The sequence below is a fragment of the Micromonospora sp. R311 genome, from assembly GCF_056780015.1.
Map to the genome: position 1 here is coordinate 77405 of NZ_JBSWCE010000031.1, position 22348 is coordinate 99752.

Here is a 22348-nt window from a genome sequence, read left to right on the forward strand (position 1 = left end):
GGTCAGCCCGCGAAGCGGCGGGTCACCTCGGCGCGGGTCGGCATCGCGGTGGCCCCGCCCGGCGACTCGCAGACCAGGCCGGCGACCCGGAGCGCGAACGCCACCCGCTCGTGCCAGCCGGCCGGGGCCACCGGCTCCCCGTCGACCAGCAGGTCGGCGACGAGCGCCGCCATCACCGAGTCGCCGGCTCCGGTGGCGTCCACCGCGCGCACCCTGGGCGCGGGCACGCGTACCGGGTCGGCACCGGCGGCCGCGACGATCGCGCCGTCCGCGCCGAGCGTGACCACGGCGGTCGCGGCGCCCAGTTCGCGCAGGTAGGCCGCCACCCCCTCGACCGGCTCGCCGGGGTAGAGCAGGGCGGCGTCGGCGGTGCTGAGCTTGACCAGGTGGGCGCCCGCGGCGAACTCGGCCACCACCTCGCGCAGCCCGGCCAGCGCGGCCGGACCGGCGAGCAGCCGGGGGCGCACGTTCGGGTCGAAGACCCGCAGCCCGGTGGCGAGCGACCAGGCCCGCCGCGCGGCGGCCAGCACCGGCGGTTGGAGCAGGACGATCGAGCCGCAGTAGAGCACGTCGGCGGCCGCGACCAGGTCCGCGTCCAGGTCGTCCGCGGTGAGCAGCCCGTACGAGGGCGGCTCGCCGTAGAAGCGGAAGTCCGGCTCCGGGCCGGCGAAGGTGGCCACCGCCAGCGCGGTCGGCGCGGGCACGGTGACCGCGCCGGCCACCCCCACACCGGCGCCGGCCAGGAAGTCGCGGATCCGGCCGGCCAGCACGTCGTCACCGAGGGACCCGACGAACTGCACCGCCCCACCGAGCCGGGCCACGCCGACCGCCACGTTCAGCGGGCCACCGCCGATCGCCTGCCGGTAGATTGGCTCCCCGTCGCACTCGGCGTCGAGCAGGTCGACCAGCGCCTCGCCGAGCACCACCGCGTATCCCATCCCGCTCCCTCCGTCGTCGCGAGCCGCCCCGCCGTCGTGGCACGGCGCGCCCGCATCCTTCGCCGCGCCCGGAAGATCGTGTCGCACCAGGCTGGCACAGTGCGCGGCTTGACGACCGCCGAAGACACGGTATTGGCGTACTGGGACGCGTGCGAGGCGCGGGACTGGCCGCGATTCGCGGCGCTGCCCGCGGTGAGCTTCTTCGACCCGGACGACGCCGGGCGGGTCAGCGGGGTGACCGAGTTCTGGCCGGAGCCCTACGAGCCGCCGCCCGGCCGGGGGCACCTCGCCGAGCGCTACGCCGCGGATGCGCCGCAGCCCGACTGACCGCCCCGGGGACGATCGCCACCGCCGCCGGCCGGGCCCGCCCGCGGGACGCGGCCGAGCGGTGGCCGGCCTATCCCGGGTGGTGGATCGGGCCGGCCAGCTGGGCCAGCGGGCGGCCGGTGCCGCCCCAGCGGGCCGCGACGATCTGCGCGGCCACGCTCACCGCGGTCTCCTCCGGGGTACGCCCGCCCAGGTCCAGCCCGATCGGCGAGGCGAGCCGGTCGAGCTGCCCCGGGCTCACCCCCGCCTCGCGCAGCCGCTTGCGCCGCTCGTCGTGGGTGCGCCGGGAGCCCATCGCCCCGACGTACGCCAGTGGGTGCCGCAGGGCCAGCGCGAGCACCGGCACGTCGAAGCGCGGGTCGTGGGTCAGCACGCAGACCACCGTCCGCCCGTCGACCCGGCCCGCGTCCAGCTCCGCCCGCAGGTACCGGTGCGGCCAGTCGACCACCACCTCGTCCGCGTCGGGGAACCGGCGGGCGGTGGCGAAGACCGGCCGGGCGTCGCAGACGGTCACCCGGTAGCCGAGGAAGGCGCCGATCCGGGCCACCGCGGCGGCGAAATCGATGGCGCCGAACACGATCATCCGCGGTGGGGTGGCGTACGCGGCGACGAAGAGGCTCACGCCGCTGCCCCGGCGCTGCCCGTCGTAGCCGTAGTGGAGGATCCCGCTGCGGCCCGCGGCGAGCAGGCCGCGGGCGTCGGCGGCGGCCGCGGCGTCCAGCCGGTCGCCGCCGAGCGACCCGACCACCCGGTCCCCGGTGAGCACCAGCCGCCGGCCCAGCCGTCCCGCCGGGTCGGCCGGCAACGCCGTGCCGGGCGGCTCGCCGGCGTCCGCCGCGACGCAGGTGACCACGGCCGCCGGGCGTCCGGCCCGGCGTGCCGCGACGACCGCGTCGAGTTCCGGATAACCGTCGGCCTCGACCCGCTCGACGAAGACCTCCAGCACCCCGCCGCAGGTCAGGCCGACCGCGAACGCGTCGTCGTCGCTGACGCCATAGCGGGTCAGCTCCGGCGTTCCGGTGTGGAGCACCCCGCGGGCCCGCTCGTAGAGGTCCGCCTCGACGCAGCCGCCGGAGACGCTGCCGGTGACCGCGCCGTCCACGGCCACGAGCATCGCCGCACCGGGCGGCTGCGGCGCCGACCGCCAGGTGGCCACGACGGTGGCCAGGGCGACCGCCTCGCCGGCCCGCCAGCGGCGGTGCAGCTCGTCGAAGACGTCCCGCACGCGTCCCGCCCCCCTGTCCCGGCGCCGCTTCGGCGTCTGCGCGCCGGAAGGGTTAAGTCCGGCTATCCCCTACAAAGCATGCTGATCTGGAATATATGGTCGGGCCGGACATGAGGGGGTGCGAGTTGGCGAAGTCGTACCAGGCGACCCGGACCGCGCCGGCCCCGGACAGCGCGGTGGTCCGGGGCCGGGCGAGGTCGAGGTGCGCCTGCGGGTGAACGGGAAGGCCTGGACGATGTCGGTCGAGCCACGGGTCAGCCTGCTCGACGCCCTCCGGGACCGGCTGGACCTGACCGGGACGAAGAAGGCTGCAACCAGGGCGCCTGCGGCGCCTGCACGGTCCGGGTGGACCGGCGGCGGGTGCTGGCCTGCCTGACGCTCGCGAGCAGCTGCGAGAACCGCGAGGTGACCACGATCGAGGGGCTCTCCGACGGCGATCCGCTGCACCCGATGCAGCAGGCGCATCGCCAACGCCGTCCACCACGCCACCGGCCGCCGCCAGTACGAGCTGCCGATCACGCTGGAGAACCTGCTCTGATCGTCGATTGACACATCGAGAGACGGCTATTGCGCCACGGTCCCCCGCGTGGTGGGATGACGCATGCCGGGCGGTGCGGGGGCTGCCGCGCCGCCGGCTGCCGGGTTCCTTCGCGAGGGCGCCGGCCCGCCGGGCGGGCCGTTGACGGCGCGTGTCCCGCCGGCCGGGGCACGTCGCCGCGATCGTCGTATCCGCTCGTCGCCGTGGGGCGGCCACCGCCACCCCGCGCGTTTCCCGGCGGGGCGGCTCGGGCGGCACGCCCCGCGAGTCAGGAGAACCCGTGTCCCACCGTTCCCGTACGGCCGCGTTGCTCACCGCGGCCGCGACCCTCCTCGTGGGGGCCGTCGCCCTAGTCAGCGGCCCTGACCCGGCCGCCGCGCACGGCGCCGCGATGACCCCGGGCAGCCGGACGTTCCTGTGCTGGAAGGACGGACTCACCGCCACCGGCGAGATCCGGCCGAACAACCCCGCCTGCTCCGCCGCGGTCGCGCAGAGCGGCGCGAACTCGCTCTACAACTGGTTCAGTGTGCTCCGCTCGGACGCGGGCGGCCGGACCGTCGGCTTCATCCCGGACGGGCAGCTGTGCAGCGGCGGCAACACCGGGTTCAGCGGCTACAACCTGGCCCGCACCGACTGGCCGCTGACCCACCTGACCGCCGGGGCGCGGATCGAGTTCCGGTACAGCAACTGGGCCCACCATCCGGGCACGTTCTACTTCTACGTGACCAAGGACAGCTGGAGCCCGACCCGGCCGCTGGCCTGGAGCGACCTGGAGGAGCAGCCGTTCCTGACGGTCACCAACCCGCCGCAGCGCGGCGCGGTCGGCACCAACGACGGGCACTACTACTTCAGCGGCAACCTGCCGAGCGGCAAGAGCGGGCGGCACATCATCTACTCCCGCTGGGTCCGCTCGGACAGCCAGGAGAACTTCTTCGGCTGCTCGGACGTCACCTTCGACGGCGGCAACGGTGAGGTGACCGGCGTCGGGCCGGGTGGCACCCCGCCCCCGAACCCGACCACCCCGCCCCCGAACCCGACCACCCCGCCGCCGAACCCGACCACGCCCCCGCCGAGCCCGACCACCCCGCCGCCGCACAGCGGCGACTGCATGGCGGTCTACAAGGTGGTCAACTCCTGGCATGGCGGGTTCCAGGGCGAAGTGGTGATCATGAACCACACCACGTCGACCTGGTCCGGGTGGACGGCGAACTGGACCTGGCCCAGCGGCCAGTCGATCAGTCAGGTCTGGAACGCGTCGCAGACCACGTCCGGAGCGTCGGTGACGGCGAGCAACCTCTCCTGGAACGGCACGATCGCCCCGGAGGGCACCACGACCTTCGGCTTCCTCGCCACCACCACCGGCACCAACACCCTCCCCACCGTAACCTGCACCGGCCGCTAACCCACCCACCCCACCCCCGCCCCCCGAAACGATCATGAGGTTTGCGCCATCCGGGAGCGATCCCGGTGACGCAAACCTCATGATCAACGCGAAAAGGGGGCGGGGGGTGGGGTCAGCGGACCATGGAGCCGACCACGGGCTTGGTGAGCAGGGCGGACTGGTTGCGCTGGATGCCCGGGTCGAGGGTCTTGGCGACGAAGATGGCGTGCCAGATGCAGAAGATCAGCACCGTCCACACCTTGCGGGAGTGGTCGGCCTCCTCCCGCTTGTGCTCGTCGAGCAGCCGCAGCGCGTACGACAGGTCGAGCAGGTCGCCGGCGCCGGAGGTGGCCAGCACGTGCCGGGCCCACTCGTACATCTCGCCCCGCAGCCAGACCCGGGTGGGGGTCGGGAAGCCCAGCTTCTTGCGGTTGACGATGGCCGGCGGGACCACGCCCTGCAGCGCCTGGCGCATGGCGTACTTGGTGGCGTCGGAGCGGGGCGGCAGCTTGAGGTCCACCGGGATCTTCGCCGCCACGTCGAAGACCTCGCGGTCCAGGAAGGGCACCCGGACCTCGAGCGAGTGGGCCATCGAGATCCGGTCGGCCTTGACCAGGATGTCGCCGCGCAGCCAGGTGTAGAGGTCGACGTACTGCATCTTGGTGACGTCGTCCAGCTCGGTGCACTCGGCGTAGATCGGCGCGGTGACGTCGGTGTAGCGCACCGAGGGGTCGTAGCGGCGCAGCAGGTGCTGCTTCTCCTCCTCGGTGAACATCCGGGCGTTGCCGTAGTAGCGCTGCTCGATCGGGGTGGTGCCGCGCTCCAGGAAGCTCTTGCCCTTGACCCCCTGCGGGATGGCCTTGGAGACCGCCCGCAGCCCCTTCTGCACGCCGCCGGGCAGGCCGTTGACGCCGCTCAGCGAGAGCGGCTCGCGGTAGATCGTGTAGCCGCCGAAGAACTCGTCGGCCCCCTCACCGGAGAGCACCACCGTGACGTGCTCGGCGGCCTTCTTCGCCACGAAGTAGAGCGGCACCAGCGCCGGGTCGGCCACCGGGTCGTCCAGGTGCCAGACGATCTTCGGCAGCGCCTCCATCATGTCCTGCGGCCCGATCTTGGTCGGGATGGTGGTCACGTCGAGGTGGCGGGCCGAGTCCTGGGCCACGTCGATCTCGGAGTAGCCGGGCACGTCGTAGCCGACGGTGAAGGTGAGGATGTTCGGGTTGAACTCGCGGGCCAGCGCGACCACCGCGGTGGAGTCGATGCCGCTGGACAGGAACGAGCCGACCGGCACGTCCGAGCGCATGTGCATCCGGACGCTCTCCCGCAGCGTCTCCCGGATCTCGTGGTAGAGCTTCTGCTCGTCGTCGACCGGGGCGGGCCGGAACACCGGCCGGTACCACCGGCGCACCTCGATCCGCCCGCCCGGGGTCCAGGTGAGGTACTCCCCGGAGCCGATCCGGTTGATCCCCTTGTGCAGGGTGCCGGGCTCCGGCACGTACTGCAGCGTCAGGTAGTGGCTGAGGTTGGCCGTCTCGATGCCCGCGTCGCCCTGGTAGTTCGAGTGCGCGAACGGCAGCAGCGCCTTCTTCTCGGAGGCGAGGTAGAGACCGTCCGCCGTCTCCAGGTAGTGCAGCGGCTTGATGCCGAAGTAGTCGCGGGCACCGAACGCGCGCCGCTCCTGCCGGTCCCAGATGACGAAGGCGAACATGCCGCGCAGCCGGGTGAGCACCTGCTCACCCCAGTAGTGGTAGCCGGCGACGATCACCTCGCCGTCGCCGTTGGTGGCGAACTGGGCCCCGTAGTCGCGGATCAGCTCCTCGCGCAGCTCGATGTAGTTGTAGATCTCGCCGTTGAAGGTGAGCAGGTAGCGTCCGCCGGCGTAGGGCAGCGGCTCGTGGCTGAGCGCCACGTCGATGATCGCCAGCCGCTTGTGGGCGAACACGCCGTCCGCGTAGCGGCCGGAGGCGTCACCGACCACCTCGACACCGGTCTCGTCGGGCCCGCGGTGGTGCAGGCATTCCAACGCTCCGGCGATGTTGTCGCGGTGGGCCGCGGCGTCACCGCGCGCGCTGAAGAAGGCCAGGAGTCCGCACATGGGGGTCATCTTTTCACGCGACCGGAGCGGACGTCGCGGCACCGCAGGCTCTCTTCCCGCCCCGGCCCGCGGCGCCCTGCGGCACCGACGCTCGGGCGGTTCGCGCGGCGCCTGTCGGTAACGGGCCCGACCCGGTCGCGGCCCGTACCACCGCCGGCCCGCGGCAGCGCCCGCCGCCACGTCGGAGGAGGTCGTGCCCACCCGCCCCGCGGGGGCGACCGCCGGGTCCGTCCGACCGCCCGGCGCGCGGTACCGTCGGGACCAGCAACGAGGAGGGAGCGAGCATGACCGAGGAACGCACCGGCGGCAAGCCGGCGGACGGCACCGAATCGCACGACCCGGACTTCCCGGAGGCGTTCCTGTCGTTCATGCGGCAGGGCTGGCGGGACACCGCGCTGCCGGTCGGCCCGCGGCCGGAGGTGCCGAACTACGCCAAGCGCCGGGCCGCGCTCTCCGCGGCCTTCCCGGGCGAGACGCTGGTGATCCCCACCGGCGGCGAGAAGGTACGCGCCAACGACACCGACCACCCGTTCCGGCCGGGCAGCGACTTCGCCTACCTGACCGGCGACCACGACCCGGACAGCGTGCTCGTGCTGCGGCCGAACGGCTCGGGGCACGACGCGACGCTGTACATGCGGCCCCGATCCTCCCGGGCCACCGACGAGTTCTTCCGCAGCCGGCACGGCGAGCTGTGGGTCGGGCGCCGGCACACCCTGGGCGAGAAGTCGACCGAGCTGGGCCTGCCGACCGCCGACCTGACCGAGCTGGAGGCCGCGCTGGCCGACCTCGCGCCGGGGCGTACCCGGGTGCTGCGCGGTTTCGACGCCCGGGTGGACGCGGCCGTGCGCCCGTACGACGGGCCGCGCGCCGAGGGCCAGCCGGCCCGGGACCGGGAGCTGGCGATCGCCGTCTCGGAGCTGAAGCTGGTCAAGGACGAGTGGGAGATCGCCCAGCTCCAGGACGCCATCGACGCCACCGTCCGGGGCTTCGAGGACGTGGCCCGGGTGCTGCCGGCGGACCGGAGCGTCTCCGAGCGGCTGCTGGAGGGGGTCTTCGCGCTGCGTGCCCGGCACGACGGCAACGAGGTCGGCTACAACTCGATCGTCGGCGCCGGCGAGCACGCCACGATCCTGCACTGGGTGCACAACAACGGCGCCACCCGTCCGGGTGAGCTGCTGCTGATGGACATGGGCGTGGAGAACCGGAACCTCTACACCGCCGACGTGACCCGGGTGCTGCCGGTCAACGGCCGGTTCACCGCGCTACAGCGGCAGGTCTACGACATCGTGCACGCCTCGCAGCAGGCCGGCATCGACGTCATCAGGCCGGGCGTGAAGTTCCGCGACGTGCACCTGACCTGCATGCGGGTGCTCGCCGAGGGCCTGGCCGAGCTGGGCCTGCTGCCGGTGAGCGTGGACGAGGCGATGGACGAGAAGTCGACCGTCTACCGGCGTTGGACGCTGCACGGCTTCGGCCACATGCTCGGCATCGACGTGCACGACTGCTCCAACGCGCGCAAGGAGATGTACCGGGACGGCACCCTGGGCGAGGGCTACGTGCTCACCGTCGAGCCGGGCCTCTACTTCCAGCCCGAGGACGACCTGGTCCCCGAGGAGCTGCGCGGCATCGGCGTGCGGATCGAGGACGACGTCCTGGTCACCGCCACCGGCGCGGTGAACCTCTCCGCCGGGCTGCCCCGGTCGGCCGACGAGGTGGAGACCTGGCTGGCCGAGCAGCGCGAGGCGGGGCCGCGCCTACCCGTCTGACCCGCGCGTACGACCACGGCGGGCCCCACCGCCGGCGTCTGCGACGTATCTCGTCGTCAGGATGCCGATGGTGGGGCCCGTCGGCGTCGTGGCCTGATCTCACCCTGCCCACCCGCCCGGATCGCGGCCGCTCCGCCACCACCGAGTAGGGCCGAACCGGCTGTCGGGCTGCGCCTGCCACCGCCAGGGCGCTACGGGTGGAGCGTGCCCGATCATCACCGTTGACCCCTCCGCGGATTCGCCGCGAGCTTTCCGCCACCGGCCGCGTTCTCCGCACCGGTCATGCCGGGCGGGCCCCGGTGTCCCCGCTCCTGCCGTCCGCGTCGGGCATACCTAATGTGGGGTTTCTTCAGATACGCCCCCATAGTGAAGAACCCTCTCATACGGTGTTGTTCAGCAGCTACAACCGATTTGTAGCGAAGGCCGCCTCGCCACGGCGAAGCGACCTTGTCTGGGTACAAGGAGAGGGCAGAGAGCTCTGATGTCCAACTACCTTCGCAATAACACTGACGCGACCGGCGAGAAGACGTCACCGTTCCGCCGGCGCCGGCTCTGGCTCGTCACCGGCGTTGCTGGCCTCACGGGAGCGGTCAGCCTCGCGGGCGTCGCCTACGCCACGACCGGGGTGACCGGCGCGCACCGACTGACCGACGTCAAGTGGTCGACCTCACAGCTGGTCAGCGACGACGGCAAGGACAAGGCCAAGGACGAGGTCAAGGACCACAAGGACAAGGACGACAAGGGCCGGGACCACAAGGACAAGGACCACAAGGACAAGGACGACAAGGGCAGGGACAAGGACGACCACGATGACGTGCGGGAGGTGGACTGCGACGACGACGACCTCGTCGAGGCCCTCGACCTGGCCAACCGTGACGACGGCGGCACGCTGAAGCTGGCCAAGGACTGCACCTACGAGCTCGACCAGCACGACAAGAAGTCCGAGGCGGGCCTGCCGACGATCAAGCAGGACATCACCATCGAGGGCAACGGCGCGACGATCAAGCGGGAAGCCGAGGAGGGCTTCCGGATCTTCCGCGTCGCCAACGGCGGCAACCTCACCCTGAAGGACGTCGAGGTCCGTAACGGCGCCGCCGGCGATGACCGCAAGGACCACGACAAGGACCAGCACGACGGCAAGGACAAGCACGACGGCAAGAACCAGCACGACGGCAAGAACCAGCACGACGGCAAGGACAAGCACGACGGCAAGAACCAGCACGACGGCAAGGACAAGCACGACGGCAAGAACCAGCACGACGGCAAGGACAAGCACGACGGCAAGAACCAGCACGACGGCAAGGACAAGCACGACGGCAAGAACCAGCACGACGGCAAGCAGTCCGGGACCGGCGGCGGTGCTCCGGCCCCGGCGCCCGCCCCGGCGCAGCCGGCGGCCGCGAAGCCGGCGGAGGCCAAGCTGGCGGAGGCCCTGAAGGCTGCTATCCAGAAGGCGGCCGCGCAGCGGGCGGCCCAGGCGCCGTCCGGGAACGGCCAGGCGTCGTCCGGCAACGAGTCCGGCAAGGACTGGCAGGGCCAGAACGGCTGGGAGTCCGGCAAGGACGGCAAGGACCGGGACCACGAGGACCGGGACCACAAGGACGACAAGGAGCACGAGGGCGACGGCGGTGGCCTGCTGGTCGAACGCGGCGGCGAGGCCCACCTGGTGAACGCCAAGTTCTTCCTCAACAGCGCCGAGAACAACGGCGGTGCCATCGCCAACTTCGGCCGGGTCAAGGCCGAGGGCAGCACCTTCGACAACAACCACGCCGGAAAGGACGGCGGCGCCATCTTCAACGCCGGCATCCTCGACGTCAAGGGCTCCCACGACGGCAAGGGCCCGGAGTCCCGCATCACCAACAACACCGCGGGCAAGAACGGCGGCGGCGTCGCCAACGGCCACGGCGACAAGGACAAGGACAAGCACGACAAGGACAAGCACGACAAGGACAAGTACGGCAAGGACAACCGCAACAGCGGCGGTCGCCACGACGACCACCACGACCGCGACGAGCGCGACGACAACAAGGCCGGCACGGTCACGATCGAGAAGACCCTGATCGAGGGCAACACCGCCAAGAAGAACGGCGGCGGACTGTTCAGCAACGACGGCTTCGTCGAGGTCAGCTGGACCTTCGTCAAGAACAACACCGCCGGCGAGAACGGCGGCGGCATCGCCGCCGTCGACACGGTCCTGAAGGTCAAGGACAGCAAGATCGAGAAGAACAAGGCCCACAAGGACGGCGGCGGCATCTACAACGTCAGCAGCGACCAGAAGGATGACAAGAACCACTGGTCGAAGGGCAAGGACAAGGACAAGGACGAGGAGAAGCGCGCCACGGCCACCGTCACCGACAGCGAGGTCCTCGAGAACAGCGCGGGCCGCTTCGGTGGTGGCATCTTCAACGGCAAGCCGTTCGAGGACAAGCACAACGGCGGCAACATGTCCGGCCCGGCCGCCTGGCAGGGCTCCTGGTCCAACCACAAGGACCACGAGGACCGCAAGGACGACGGGGCGACCCTGGTCCTGCGCGACACCAAGATCAAGGAGAACTTCGCCGGCAAGAACGGCGGCGGCATCTACAACAACGAGGGCAAGGTGACCCTGACCAACACCAAGGTCACCAAGAACAAGGCCGACAACGGCAACGACAGGCACAACGACCGGGACAAGGACCGGGACAAGGACCGGGACAAGGACTGGAACAACGGCAAGGACAAGGACCACAAGGGGATCGCCGGCGGCATCTTCAACGACGATGGCAAGGTCAAGCTCGACGACGACTCCACCATCACCGACAACGACCCCACCAACTGCGCCAACACCGTCGAGGACTGCTTCGACTGAGCAACGCGACAGCGAAACAGCGACGGAAAAGGATCGGCCCCCTGCCACCTCCGGTGGCAGGGGGCCGATCCCGTGCGAGCTAGCGCTGCACGAACACCGCGACGCTCCGCGCCGGCACGGTGAACGTGCCGGTCGACGCGTCGAACGAGGCCGTCCGCAGCACCGGGTCGGCCGAGGTACGCAGCACCGGGTGCAGCGCCGCGTCCGCCCCGCGCAGCCCGGTCAGCCGCTGCGTCGCCGTCTGCGGCGTGGCGTTGAAGACCACGGTGACGGACGTCCACCGCGGGTCCAGGCCGCGACCGTCCAGCGTCATGGTCAGCACGCCGGGGGTCTCCGCGGCGCCGGAGAGCGGGAAGGCGACCCGCTGCTGCACCTGCTCGGCGGTGGTCAGCCCGAACACCGGCGAGGAGGACCGGATCCGCAGCAGCTCGGCGTACCGGGCGGCGGTGGTGTCGATCGCCGCGCAGTCCGGCACCAGCGCCGGGTCGGCCAGCAGCGGCCGGGCGTACGACCACTTGTCCTGGTTGTCCTGCGCGGGCGGCAGGCCGACGCCGAACCCGTTGCCACCGGTGCAGTCCCAGCGGATCTGGTTGAACCAGTCCCCCGAGTTGTACGAGTTGCGGTCCAGCGACTTCGAGCGCAGCCGCTCGGTGCCGGTGGTGACGAAGCCGGTGCCCTGCCCCATCACCGCCGTGCTCAGCGCGAGCACCTGCATCCGGGACCGGTCCGCCGCCGAGGTGTCCTGCGGCAGCTTGTACGCCAGCGCGTCGTACAGGATCTCGTTGTCGTGCGCGTCGACGTAGGTGACCGCCTCCCCCGGCGCGGCGGTGTAGCCGGCGGGCGAGCCGTTGTAGTCCACCTGGGCGCCGGTGACCCGGTCGCCGGCCGAGTTGGTGAACCGGTAGCCGGCGAGATTCCCGGCCAGCCCCACCTTGATCAGGTCGTGCTGGTGCAGCAGCCGGGCCCGCTGGTCGGCGGCCGACCCGTTCACCGGGTCGCCGTTCGGGTCGGTGAACAGGCCCGAGGCGAAGCCCTGCGCACGCGGGTTGGCGTCGAACGGCCCGCCGCCGCGTACCGCGTCGCGGAGCCGGTCGTTGAAGGTGCCGATCCCGGTGCCGGCCATGTTCGCCTGGGTGGCCTGCACGAAGCGGGCGTCGTTCGCCACCTCGCCGAAGTTCCAGCCCTCGCCGTAGAGCAGGATCGACTTCCCGTCCACCCCGTCCCGGGCCGGGGTCAGCGCGTCCAGCGCCTTCCGCACGGCCACGATGTTCGCCTTGGGGTGGTGGCCCATCAGGTCGAACCGGAACCCGTCCACCTTGTACGCCCGGGCCCAGGTGACCACGGAGTCCACCACCAGCTTGCCCATCATCGCGTGCTCCGGGGCGGTGTTGGCGCAGCAGGTCGAGGTGGCCACCGTCCCGTCCTCCAGCAGCCGGTGGTAGTAGCCCGGCACCACCTGGTCGAGCACCGACCTGGCGTCGGTGCCGGCGGCCGAGGTGTGGTTGTAGACCACGTCCATCACCACCCGCAGGCCGGCGCCGTTCACCCCGGCGACCATCCGCCGGAACTCGGTGGTCCGCCGCGCCCCGGCCGGGTCGACCGCGTAGCCGCCCTCGGGCACCGTGTAGTGCAGCGGGTCGTACCCCCAGTTGTAGCCGTCGGTGTCGGCGACGGCCGCGACGCACCTCTGCTGCTCGTCCGAGTCCGGCGGCAGCGCGGCCAGGTCGCACGCGGGCTGCCGCTGGTCGGCGCGCCGCTCGGGGATGGTGGCGAAGTCGAACGCGGGCAGCAGGTGCAGGTGGGTCACCCCGGCCGCGCCGAGCGCGGTGAGGTGCTTCATGCCGGCCGTGGCCGGGTCGGTGAACGCCAGGTAGGTGCCCCGCCGCTCCGCCGGCACGGTGGTGTCGGCGATGGAGAAGTCCCGCACCGACAGCTCGGAGATCTGCACCCTGGTCGGCGGCACCGTGGCCGGCTTGCGCAGCCGCGCCCAGCCCGCCGGGGCCAGCGCCGGGTCGGCCAGGTCGACGATCTGGCTGTGCGTGGAGTTCGGCGCGAGGGCCAGCGAGTAGGGGTCGGTCACCGCGGCGGTGACCACCTGCTGGGCCGCCGGCTGCCACGCCTCGACCCGGTAGCGGTAGTACTTCCCGGTCCAGGCGCGCGCGCCGCGTACCGACCAGACGCCGGTGCGGTCGTCCCGGCTCATCGCCACCGTCCTCGGCTGCCCGGTGGGCGAGTCGAAGAGCTGGAGCGAGACCGTGCGGGCGGTGGGCGCCCAGACCGCCAGCGTCGGGACCCCGCCGGTGAAGGTCGGGCCGAGGCGGGCGTCGGTGGCCCGGGCGTAGACGTCGTCGAGCACCCCGGGAATCTGCACGCCGGTGGCGGCGAGCAGCGCGCCCTCGGCGTCCCGCTCGGTGACCAGCAGCTGGCCGCGCAGGGCCGCCGGCACCCGGGCCAGGTCCCGCCGGTCCAGCGTGAAGCTCTGGTACGCCCAGAGGTGCGGGAAGGCCGCGCGCTGGGCCTCGGTGAGCCCGTTACGCTGCGCCCGCAGCGGCAGCGAGGTGTACGTGCCGGCGAGCTCGCCGTCGACCACGGTCACCCCGCCGGCCGCCGCGGTCACCAGGGCGTACGTCCGGCCGTCGGTGGGACCGGTCCGCCAGGCGACGGTGGACCGGTCGATCCAGTGCGCCTGCTGCTTGGTGATGTCGGTGTCCCGCCCGCTGCCGGTCGCGGTCGACGGCAGCAGCCGGCCGCGGGTGCCGGCGAGCAGCCAGACCTCCCGGCCGGCACTGGCGAAGTCGAGCCGCTGGTCCTCGGGCAGGTCCTTCTCGTCGCCGGAGTGGATGATGTAGCTCAGTCCGGTGGCGCCGGCGGCCAGCGGCACCCGGAAGACCGCGCCGAAGGAGTCCACGCTGGTCGGCGGCATCGGCGTGGCCCAGTCGGTCGGGTTGGCCGCGCCGTCCCACAGGTGCAGGCCCCAGCCGTCGTAGTTGCCGTCGGCCCGCCGGTAGTGGATGACCGCGGTGCCGTCGGCGACCGGCGGGTCCGGCTCGCCGGTGGCCGCCTGCCGGGTCGGGTGGACCGTCGGGTCGCCCTGCTTGACCCAGACCTCGCCGGTCTGCGTCACGTCGATGGTGCGGTCCTGCCCGACGTCCTTGTTCCCGTCCTTGTCGACCACCAGGAAGCCGACCGACTTCGCGCCGGGCTTGAGCTTCACCCAGGCGAACCGGCCGTAGGAGTCCTCGCCGGCGAACGGCTGACCCTTCGGCCACTCGGTGGCGTACGCCGGGTCGATGTCGCCCCAGGCGTAGAGGCCCCAGTCGGCGTAGTCACCCGCGGGGCGCTGGTAGTGCACCACCACCCAGTCCCGCGCGGCCGCCTGCCCGGGGGTGCCCACGGTGGCGGTGGAGCGGGCGGTCGCGGTCCGCCCCCTGCCGTCCCGCACCACCGCCTTGTACTCGATCGTCGTGCCGCCGGCCAGGCCGGTCAGGTCGTGGTGCACCGTGTACGGCGCCCGGTCGGCGCTGCCGAGCAGGGTCCACCTGCCGCCGGCGACCCGGGCGGCGACGGTGACGGTGGCCAGGGGGTCTCCGGCGACCTGCGCGGTGACGGCGGCCTTCGTGGCGACCGGCTGGTCGGGGGCCGGGGCGGTGACGGTGACCGACGGCGGGCCGTCGGGCAGCGCGATCGGGGTGCCGGCGCGGTGCACCACGGCCGACAGCGGCGGCACGGTCAGGGTGAGCCGGCCGTCGGCGGCGGCGACCGGGGCGGCCGACCCGCCGTAGACGCCGGTGAACATGGCGCCGGCCGACCAGGTCTCCACGGTGACAGTCTGCGCGGTGGCGGCGTTGTTCACCGCGACGACGTACTCGGTGCGCTGCTTCGGGTCGATCCTGGAGAAGGCGAAGACGCCGGGGCCGTCGGCGGCGTACCGGGTGACCTGGACGCCGTCGCGCAGCGCCGGGTGGGCCTGGCGTAGCCGGCCCAGCTCGGCGATCGAGCGGTAGAGCGGGTGCGTGGGGTCGAACTGGTCGACCGCGTGGGTGCGGTCGGTGCCGAGCAGGTCGTCGTCGAGGTAGTCGGGGGTGCGCGAGGCGAACATGTCCTGCCGGGCGTCCTTGTCGCCGCCCGGGCCGGTGAAGCCCTGCTCGTCGCCGGAGTAGATCACCGGCTGGCCGCGGGTGAGGAACATCAGCTCGTGGGCGAGCTGGTCACGGCGCAGGTGGCTGGCCGGGTCGGTGCCACCGCCCGCGATGAACGCGCCGATCCGGCCCATGTCGTGGTTGCCGAGGAAGGTGGGCAGCCGGCGGGCGTCGGTGTCCCGGGCGTTGTAGAGGTCGTCGCGGGCGTACACGTCGGCCAGCGCCCTGGCCGAGCCGTCGCCGGCGGTGTAGCCGCGGGCGGCCTCCTGGAAGGCGAAGTCGAGGGTGGCCGGCAACCCGCCCCGCCGCACGTAGCTGGAGGTGAACTCCGGGTCGGCGCTGTAGACCTCGCCGAACATGAAGAAGTCCGGCTTGCCGGCGCGGGCGGCGGCCCGCTCGACGCCCTGGCTGAACTGCGGCCAGAACTCCAGGTTGGCGTGCTTGACGGTGTCCAGCCGGAAGCCGTCCACCCCGGTCTGCAGCACCCAGTCGGAGTAGACCTCGGTGAGGCCGCGCACCACCTCGGGACGCTCGGTCCACAGGTCGTCCAGGCCGAAGAAGTCGCCGTACTCGCTGTTCTCCCCGGCGAAGGTGGAGTCGCCCCGGTTGTGGTACATGGTCGGGTCGTTCAGCCACGCCGGCACCTTCACCCTGGCGTCGGTCGGGCTGGCGAAGGTCGGGGGGTACGGGAAGGACTTCGCGTTCACCGCCGGGAAGTCGCGGCTGCCGTCGGCGTAGTTGCGGTCCTCGAAGGCGCGCCCCTGCGCATCCCGGTACGGCGCGCTGGCCTTGTCCACGTAGGTGGCGGACTCGCCGTACCGGATGACGTCGGCGGTGTGGTTGACGATGACGTCCAGGTAGATCTTGATGCCGCGCTGGTGGGCGAGCTCGACCAGCCGCTTCAGGTCCTCGTTGGTACCGAAGTGCGGGTCGACCTGGGTGAAGTCGGTGATCCAGTAACCGTGGTAGCCGGCGGAGACGTCGGCTCCCCTGACCTGCACCGGCCGGTTCTTGAAGACCGGGGCGAGCCAGATGGCCGTCGTCCCCAGCCCCTGGATGTAGTCGAGCCGGTCCATCACGCCCTTGAGGTCGCCGCCGTGGTAGAAGCCCTTGTCGGCCGGGTCGAGGCCGGTGCTCAGCCGGTCGCCGCCCAGTCCACCCCGGTCGTTGCGTCGGTCGCCGTTGGCGAACCGGTCCGGCAGGACGAAGTAGAACTGCTCGGCCCGGGCGTCGTCGGCGCCCGCCTCGAGCAGCGCCGCGGCGGAGGGTTCGGCGGGCCACTGGACCGCGCCGGCGACCGCGAGCGGGTCGGTGCCCGCCTGGCCGGTGGCGGTGCCGTCGAACTGGCGTACGGCGACCGGAGCCGCGACGAGGGTGACGGCGAGCAGGCAGACGAGGGCGAGCAGGGCCTTGCGCGGTATCGGCGGGGGTTTCATCGACGGCCTTCCTCTGGTCGCTGATTCGCCCGCACGCTAGCCCTTGCCGAAACATTCTGCAATACCTTGCAAACAGCGTCGCAACAAAGCAGTGCGCTTGCAAAAGGACGGCCCGGCGCTGTCCCGCGCCGGGCCGTGACGTTCCTGGTGTTCTACCGCCCGGTGCAGGCGACGCCGTCGACGGTGCAGCTCGCCGGGCGGCTGTCGGCGTCCTCGACGTAGAACCGCAGGGCGACCGAGGCACCGCCGGCCAGATCCTCGCCGCTGCGATAGGTGAAACCGTCCTCGAACCGATCCGCGGTCCCCTGTGGCGCACCCTCCAGCCACGCGCTGACCAGCCGCCCGCCCGGGAAGACCAACCGGGCCCGCCAGTCTCGTCCGGTCGGCGAGGTGTTGCGGACCAGCACCTCGCCGACGAACCCGCCGTGGAACGACTCCACCACCCGGTACCGGCCGCTCGTCGGCGACGACGCGGGCGGCGGCGCGGCCAGCGGGGCGTCGTCACCGCTCGACGTGGGCGAGGGCGAGCGGCTGCCGCGGCTCGGCGTGGGCCGGTCCGGTGTGGACGGGCTGGACGTGCGGGCGGCCGGCGTACGCGACGCGCGCGGGGTGGGCGTGGCGGAACCGGTCGTGGGCAGCGGCAGCTCGGGCAGGGCGACCGTGGGTGGCGGGCCGGGCTGCGCATCGTACCCCGGGCTGCGCCCCCGGTACGCCCCGAGCGCGACGACCAGCAGGACCACCATCACAGCCACGCCGATCGACACCACGATCCAGGGCGAGGACGCGAGGGCGGTCCTGCCGTAGGACTTGCTCGGGGGTCGGCGCGTGCCGGACATGTCTCTCCTCCAGCGGTCGTCCGCAGCGTAGCGGTCGGCGGCGCGGTGGTGGCGTCGGCCCGGTCCCGCGCTGCCCGGTACCGCCGCTCAGCCGATGACGCAGGCGGCGCCGTTCACCGTGCAGGTGCCGGGACGGTCACCGGTGCCGTGCCGGGTGAACCGCAGGCCGATCGTCCGGGTCTGCCCGGCACCGAGCGGGCTGGTGCCGCGCAGCACGTACCCGCCGCCGCCGGTGGCGGTCACCGAGATCCCGGAGCCGCCGGAGGAGACCGCGATGCTCTTCACGTTGCCGCTGAACAGCAGTTCCACCCGCCAGTCGCGGGCCTGGTCGGTGCCGTTGCGGATCACCAGCCGCGCCGTGAAGGAGTCGCGGTCGCTCTCGGTCACCTGGTAGCTGGCGGTCAGCTCGCCGTCGTCGTCGACGCTCGGGCGGCCGGCGGCGGTGTCCGGCGAAGGGTCGACGGCGGGCGCCGGCGGGCGGGAGGGCGCCGAAGCCGAGGGCGAAACCGCCGTCCGGGTCGGCGTCGGTGCCAGCGGGGACGCCGCCGGCTCCCCGGGTAGCGCCGGCAGGGAGGGCATGGACAGCGGCTGCGCCGGGGGTGGCGCCGCCGCCGGACGGCGTTCGGGACCGCGGAACGCCACCAGCGCGACGACGAGCATCGCGGCCAGCAGGCCGACACCGAGCAGGACGATGACCCAGGGCGCCGACGCCAGCACCCGGGATGCGGTACGCGGGCCGGGCTCCCCGGCGGGCCGCACCGACATCCGTCCCCCTTTTGTCAGAGCCTCCTCGTCGGAGATCTCCGGCCCACCGCACGTCGAGCCGAGGCGCCAGCCTAACCACCTGTCCGGTCGGCCGGAACGGGGCCGACCGCGATCCGACCGACCGGCCGGTACGCCGCCGAAAACGGTTGGCCGGCCGACGGCGGTTCGGGTGTGATCGACACATGCCCGCCCTGACGCCGCCGACCGAACGGGTACACGCCAGCTTCCTGGCCGCGATGGCCGAGTTCCGGGCCGAGGGCCGGGGCGACCGCCAGGACCACACCATGGTCGGCGCCGAGATCCGCCGGTACGCCGCGACCTGGCACCGACCGGCGGCGTTCGCCCGCTTCGTGGCCGACCTGCGGGCACAGGCGCTGTCGGACACGCCCCGGCCGGAGGGCTGGGCGCCGGACACCACACTGTGGTGGGTCGACGGCGACGAGTACCTCGGCCGGATCTCCGTCCGGCACCGGCTCACCCCGCTGCTGCGGGAGGTCGGCGGCCACATCGGCTACGACGTACGGCCCACCGCCCGCCGACGCGGGCACGCCACCGCGATGCTGCGGGCGGCCCTGCCGGTCGCCCACCGGCTCGGCATCGACCCGGCCCTGGTCACCTGCGACGTCGACAACGTCGGCTCGCGCCGGGTGATCGAGCGCAACGGCGGGGTGCTCGCCGACGAGCGGGCCGGCAAACTGCGGTTCCGGGTGCCCACCGGCCGGCCCTGACCCGTCAGCCGGCCCGCACCACCGTGCAGATGACCGGGCCCTGGTCGGTGGTGCGCACCAGGTAGCGGTACCGCTCCCCGGGCACCGCCCGCCCCTGGCTGTCCAGGAACTCCCACTCGACGGCCACCATGGTCAGCAGGGCGGAGACCGGCTGCACGTCCTCGATGGCGGCGTGCGCGGCGACCAGTTCGCGCTCCTGGTAATCCGGCGCGGCGCCCACGAAGGACAGTGCGACCGCCGCCGGCGAGGTGAACGAGAAGCTGTACGTGTCGGCCACCACCAGCCCGGGCAGGGCGTAGCAGCCGGCGATGGCGGGCACGTCGCCGGCGGTCAGCGCCACGCCGTACCGGTCGAAGAAGTCGGTCAGCGTGTCCAGATCGGTGGAGGCTCTCACGGCGCTGACAATTGCCGGTCAGCCGGCCCGCCAAACCTCAGCGCGCCGGGACGCGTACCTCGATCTCGGCCCCGAGCTGGGCACCGCCGGCCAGGCCGAGATCGTCGCCGCTCCAGAACCGGCCCGGGTCGTACCAGTTCGGCCGCCGTCCGGCCGGGAGCAGCCCCATCGCCTCGTAGGTGACCGCGACGACCTCCGCGCAGTACGCCGACTCCAGCGCGCGGTCGCGCACCGGCGTGCCGGAACCACCCCGGCGCCCCGGCGCGGGCGGCCGGACCGCCGGGACCCGGACCGCCGGGACCCGGCCGCGCAGCCAGCGCCAGGCGAGCTGGGCGGTGGACGGGAAGGGCGTGCCGTCGAGGCGGGCGACGGTGCGCAGCACCGCGTCCTCCATCCCGGCGTCGGCGGGCGGATCGAGCTGGCGCAGCCAGGCCCGCTGGCCGTACCGGTTCGCCCAGACGCAGACCGCGTCCCGCAGGTCGTGCAGTTGCACGCCGCGCTGGTGGGTGCCCGACCACAGGTCCGGCAGCGACCGGCCGAGCTCGGCGTGCCACATCAGCGGCGGCATGTCGTCCAGCACCACGGCCATCCCGACGTGGTTGACCGGACTGTTGGTGGTGAACTGGATCGCCCGGTCCGGCACGCTGCGACCGCGGAACACCCACAGGTCACCGGTCCGGGTCAGCTCGACCGCCTCGTCCAGGCTGATACTCATGCCCGCGCCCGCTCGACGGCCGCCGGCGACACGCCACCGGGGGCCGGACCGCTGATTCGCACCCTCATGGGCGTCTACCCTAGGCCGATGCGGCGACGGATGCGGTGGTGGAAGGTGCTCGGGCTCGCGGGTCTCGCCGGGGTCGCGGCGTCCGGCGTGGTGATCGCCCGCGCGGAACGGCGGCGGCGCGCGTACACCCCGGAGGAGATCCGGGCCCGGTTGCGTGACCGGCACGCGCAGGCCAGCGCGGCGAAACCGGCCGACGACGCGGCCTGAGCGTCCCGCCGGGACGGCGCGGTCAGGGGACGTCGTGGTGGTTGCGTTCCCAGGCCCCGCCGGTCAGGGGCGCGTCCAGCCGCACCGGGCCCTGGGCATTGCCCGCGAAGTCGTTGTCCTCGATCCGACAGGCCACGCACCTGCCGCGCTCGGTGACCCACACCCCGTAGGTCTGGGTCTGCTGGTCCCGCCGGTCCCAGATCCGGTTGCCGCGCACGATGGCCGAGTCGACGGCGGCGTTGACGGTGATCCCGGCCCGCGTCGACCGGGCCTCGGGCAGCTCGTACCGGGTGCCGGGGGTCGGGGTGTCCTCGTTCCAGGCGGTCGCGCTGTCCGGCCGGATCTCGGCCAGGCTCAGTTCGGTGTCGGTGTTGCCGGCCACCACCGCCGTACGGGACCCGACCCGCAGCACCTTGCCCCGGTGCCCGTCGGGCGTCCAGTGAGCGCTCCGGTCCGTCACGGACTTGCTGCCGTACCGCACCGACTCGCCGCCGCCGCTCGCCGCCGGCGCGCACCGCCGCCCGTTGTTGCGGATCCGGTTGCCGACCAGCACCAGGTCGGTCATCGGCCGGTCGATCCGGATCCCGTCGCCGCCGTTCTCCCAGATTTCGTTGCTCTCGATCACGACGTCCAGGGCCGGGCCCTGGAAGCCGTCGCCGAGGACGTGCTCGCGGTAGCCGTGCCCGCCGTTGCGGCTGATCCGGTTCCCCCGCACCGCGTACGGGCCCGGGGTGTTGCCCATGTTCACCCCGTCGCCGATGTTGCCGTCGATGACGCAGTCGGTGAGCAGGCCGCCGCGACCGGCGATCCCTGCGGTGCCGTTGGCCGACACGTCGAAACCGGCCTCCAGGTTGCCGGTCATGGTGCACGCCGAGACGATCAGGCCGTCCGCGCCCCAGTCGGAGATGCCGAACCGGTTCGCCTCGCTGTGGCAGCCGATGATGCGGTAGCCGCGCGGCGGGGTCCAGTAGTCCTTCTGCAGCTCCAGGAAGATGCCGTTGGTGCCGTTGCCGAGAGCGGTGCAGTTGGCGATGGTGAGCCGCTCCACCGCGCCCCAGCCGCCGATGCCCACGCCGATGCCGGCGCCGCCCATCTCCTCGCCGTTGTCGAGCCGGCCGCAACCGACCACCACCACCCCGTCGATCAGGCTGTCCTGGAGGAAGTCGCAGCCGAGACCGGTCGCCCCGGTGTGGTGGATGTAGAGGTTGCGGAAGACGCCGCGCACCACGTACTGCAGGCCGAGCCCCTTGGCCAGGTAGTTGTACTCCACCATGGCCACGCCGGAGCCGTCGATCTCGAAGTCGGCGAAGGTGCAGTCGGCGATGTGCCGGTCCCGGTCCGCGCCGTGCTGCTCGGTGGTCCAGAACGCCAGCGGGGTGGGCTCCGCCCGGTTTCCCTCGTTGCTCAGCACGAAGCGGGTCGCCCCCGGTCCGGCGCCGATCAGCGACACCCCGCTGCGCCAGACCGTGCCCGCGTCCCGGATCGAGTAGATCCCCGGCGGGCAGTGGATGACCCGCGCCCGCCCGTCGGCCGCGTAGCCCTCGCCGAGGCGGTCCACCAGCGCGGCCAGCGCGGGCTGGTCGTTGGTCACGCCGTCGCCGGTGAGCCCGTACTCCCGGGCGTCGCAGTACAGCGGCGCGCCAGCCACGGGCGTACGCCGCACCGGGGCGACCGTACCCACGCTGCGCTGCCCCACCGGACCACTCCCCTCGGCGTTCGGCCGGTTGCCCCTCCCGCCGGCCGGGTTCCCGCTCCCGGTGCCCGAAAACGCGCGCCGGAGACGGTGAAGGGCCGGCCCCCGGGGTGGGGGTCGGCCCTTCACGGTGTGTTCTGGTGGTGTGGTGTTGTGGGTCAGGCGGTGTAGCCGCGGGTGGCGATCCAGTCGGCCAGGTTGTCCACGCTCATCCGGTAGGAGGCGGTGTCCGGGTTGGCCGAGTCGGC

16 protein-coding genes and 1 pseudogene are annotated in these 22348 nt (G+C 72.8%); 7 read left to right on the forward strand and 10 right to left on the reverse strand.

Features of this window, described 5'->3' with window-relative positions:
* Positions 1–2 precede the first annotated feature (2 nt).
* Positions 3–938 carry a PfkB family carbohydrate kinase gene (locus AC1WTP_RS24935; RefSeq protein WP_481651687.1) on the reverse strand — a complete coding sequence of 312 codons (936 nt, stop codon included), beginning with the start codon at positions 936–938 and terminating at the stop codon, positions 3–5.
* 108 nt (positions 939–1046) lie between these two features.
* Here AC1WTP_RS24935 and AC1WTP_RS24940 point away from each other — a divergent pair, with 108 nt between their 5' ends.
* A complete protein-coding gene (locus AC1WTP_RS24940; RefSeq protein WP_481651688.1) occupies positions 1047–1265 on the forward strand; it encodes a hypothetical protein in 219 nt (72 codons plus the stop codon).
* 70 nt (positions 1266–1335) lie between these two features.
* On the opposite strand, the gene AC1WTP_RS24945 is transcribed toward AC1WTP_RS24940, so the two are convergent.
* Positions 1336–2490 (reverse strand): XdhC family protein, encoded by a 1155-nt coding sequence (locus tag AC1WTP_RS24945; protein ID WP_481651689.1) that lies wholly within the window; start codon positions 2488–2490, stop codon positions 1336–1338.
* A gap of 228 nt (positions 2491–2718) precedes the next feature.
* On the opposite strand from AC1WTP_RS24945, the gene AC1WTP_RS24950 reads away from it, so the two are divergent.
* Complete coding sequence (locus AC1WTP_RS24950; protein ID WP_481651710.1) at positions 2719–3039, forward strand: 2Fe-2S iron-sulfur cluster-binding protein; 321 nt, start codon at positions 2719–2721, stop codon at positions 3037–3039.
* Positions 3040–3308: 269 nt separating this feature from the next.
* Positions 3309–4430, forward strand: a complete 1122-nt coding sequence (locus tag AC1WTP_RS24955; RefSeq protein WP_481651690.1) for a lytic polysaccharide monooxygenase auxiliary activity family 9 protein — start codon at positions 3309–3311, stop codon at positions 4428–4430.
* 112 nt (positions 4431–4542) lie between these two features.
* Here AC1WTP_RS24955 and asnB read toward each other — a convergent pair whose 3' ends face one another.
* Positions 4543–6504, reverse strand: a complete 1962-nt coding sequence (gene asnB, locus AC1WTP_RS24960; RefSeq protein WP_481651691.1) for an asparagine synthase (glutamine-hydrolyzing) — start codon at positions 6502–6504, stop codon at positions 4543–4545.
* A gap of 284 nt (positions 6505–6788) precedes the next feature.
* On the opposite strand from asnB, the gene AC1WTP_RS24965 reads away from it, so the two are divergent.
* Positions 6789–8270 carry an aminopeptidase P family protein gene (locus tag AC1WTP_RS24965; RefSeq protein WP_481651692.1) on the forward strand — a complete coding sequence of 494 codons (1482 nt, stop codon included), beginning with the start codon at positions 6789–6791 and terminating at the stop codon, positions 8268–8270.
* A 481-nt stretch (positions 8271–8751) separates the two neighbouring features.
* Positions 8752–11118 carry a hypothetical protein gene (locus tag AC1WTP_RS24970; protein ID WP_481651693.1) on the forward strand — a complete coding sequence of 789 codons (2367 nt, stop codon included), beginning with the start codon at positions 8752–8754 and terminating at the stop codon, positions 11116–11118.
* 79 nt (positions 11119–11197) lie between these two features.
* On the opposite strand, the gene pulA is transcribed toward AC1WTP_RS24970, so the two are convergent.
* From pulA to AC1WTP_RS24985, 3 genes are all read right to left on the reverse strand, one after another.
* A complete protein-coding gene (gene pulA / locus AC1WTP_RS24975) occupies positions 11198–16693 on the reverse strand; it encodes a pullulanase-type alpha-1,6-glucosidase (protein WP_481651694.1) in 5496 nt (1831 codons plus the stop codon).
* Between the two features lie 152 nt (positions 16694–16845).
* Entirely contained in the window at positions 16846–17529 is a 684-nt protein-coding gene (locus AC1WTP_RS24980; RefSeq protein WP_481651695.1) for a cellulose binding domain-containing protein, read from the reverse strand.
* Between the two features lie 87 nt (positions 17530–17616).
* Positions 17617–18294: a cellulose binding domain-containing protein gene (locus AC1WTP_RS24985; RefSeq protein ID WP_481651696.1), complete on the reverse strand. Its 678-nt coding sequence runs from the start codon at positions 18292–18294 to the stop codon at positions 17617–17619.
* Positions 18295–18476: 182 nt separating this feature from the next.
* Between AC1WTP_RS24985 and AC1WTP_RS24990 the strand changes: the two genes are divergently transcribed.
* A complete protein-coding gene (locus AC1WTP_RS24990; RefSeq protein ID WP_481651697.1) occupies positions 18477–19022 on the forward strand; it encodes a GNAT family N-acetyltransferase in 546 nt (181 codons plus the stop codon).
* Between the two features lie 4 nt (positions 19023–19026).
* Here the strand turns inward: AC1WTP_RS24990 and AC1WTP_RS24995 are convergent, their stop codons facing one another.
* Positions 19027–19416 carry a hypothetical protein gene (locus tag AC1WTP_RS24995; RefSeq protein ID WP_481651698.1) on the reverse strand — a complete coding sequence of 130 codons (390 nt, stop codon included), beginning with the start codon at positions 19414–19416 and terminating at the stop codon, positions 19027–19029.
* 37 nt (positions 19417–19453) lie between these two features.
* Complete coding sequence (locus AC1WTP_RS25000; protein WP_481651699.1) at positions 19454–20131, reverse strand: hypothetical protein; 678 nt, start codon at positions 20129–20131, stop codon at positions 19454–19456.
* An 87-nt stretch (positions 20132–20218) separates the two neighbouring features.
* Between AC1WTP_RS25000 and AC1WTP_RS25005 the strand changes: the two genes are divergently transcribed.
* Positions 20219–20407 (forward strand): hypothetical protein, encoded by a 189-nt coding sequence (locus AC1WTP_RS25005; RefSeq protein ID WP_481651700.1) that lies wholly within the window; start codon positions 20219–20221, stop codon positions 20405–20407.
* Between the two features lie 22 nt (positions 20408–20429).
* On the opposite strand, the gene AC1WTP_RS25010 is transcribed toward AC1WTP_RS25005, so the two are convergent.
* Both AC1WTP_RS25010 and AC1WTP_RS25015 read right to left on the reverse strand, forming a co-directional pair.
* A complete protein-coding gene (locus AC1WTP_RS25010; RefSeq protein WP_481651701.1) occupies positions 20430–22103 on the reverse strand; it encodes a right-handed parallel beta-helix repeat-containing protein in 1674 nt (557 codons plus the stop codon).
* A 155-nt stretch (positions 22104–22258) separates the two neighbouring features.
* Positions 22259–22348, reverse strand: a pseudogene (locus AC1WTP_RS25015) (C39 family peptidase); the annotation flags it as partial.

What these genes read in the sequence shown, in the direction of transcription:
- AC1WTP_RS24990 (WP_481651697.1), top strand. Translation starts at nt 18,477, where the DNA reads ATGCCCGCCCTGACGCCGCCGACCGAACGGGTACACGCCAGCTTCCTG.
- AC1WTP_RS24965 (WP_481651692.1), top strand. Translation starts at nt 6,789, where the DNA reads ATGACCGAGGAACGCACCGGCGGCAAGCCGGCGGACGGCACCGAATCG.
- AC1WTP_RS24935 (WP_481651687.1), bottom strand. Translation starts at nt 938, where the DNA reads ATGGGATACGCGGTGGTGCTCGGCGAGGCGCTGGTCGACCTGCTCGAC.
- pulA (WP_481651694.1), bottom strand. Translation starts at nt 16,693, where the DNA reads ATGAAACCCCCGCCGATACCGCGCAAGGCCCTGCTCGCCCTCGTCTGC.
- AC1WTP_RS25000 (WP_481651699.1), bottom strand. Translation starts at nt 20,131, where the DNA reads ATGAGTATCAGCCTGGACGAGGCGGTCGAGCTGACCCGGACCGGTGAC.
- AC1WTP_RS24985 (WP_481651696.1), bottom strand. Translation starts at nt 18,294, where the DNA reads ATGTCGGTGCGGCCCGCCGGGGAGCCCGGCCCGCGTACCGCATCCCGG.
- asnB (WP_481651691.1), bottom strand. Translation starts at nt 6,504, where the DNA reads ATGTGCGGACTCCTGGCCTTCTTCAGCGCGCGCGGTGACGCCGCGGCC.
- AC1WTP_RS24980 (WP_481651695.1), bottom strand. Translation starts at nt 17,529, where the DNA reads ATGTCCGGCACGCGCCGACCCCCGAGCAAGTCCTACGGCAGGACCGCC.
- AC1WTP_RS25005 (WP_481651700.1), top strand. Translation starts at nt 20,219, where the DNA reads ATGCGGCGACGGATGCGGTGGTGGAAGGTGCTCGGGCTCGCGGGTCTC.
- AC1WTP_RS24970 (WP_481651693.1), top strand. Translation starts at nt 8,752, where the DNA reads ATGTCCAACTACCTTCGCAATAACACTGACGCGACCGGCGAGAAGACG.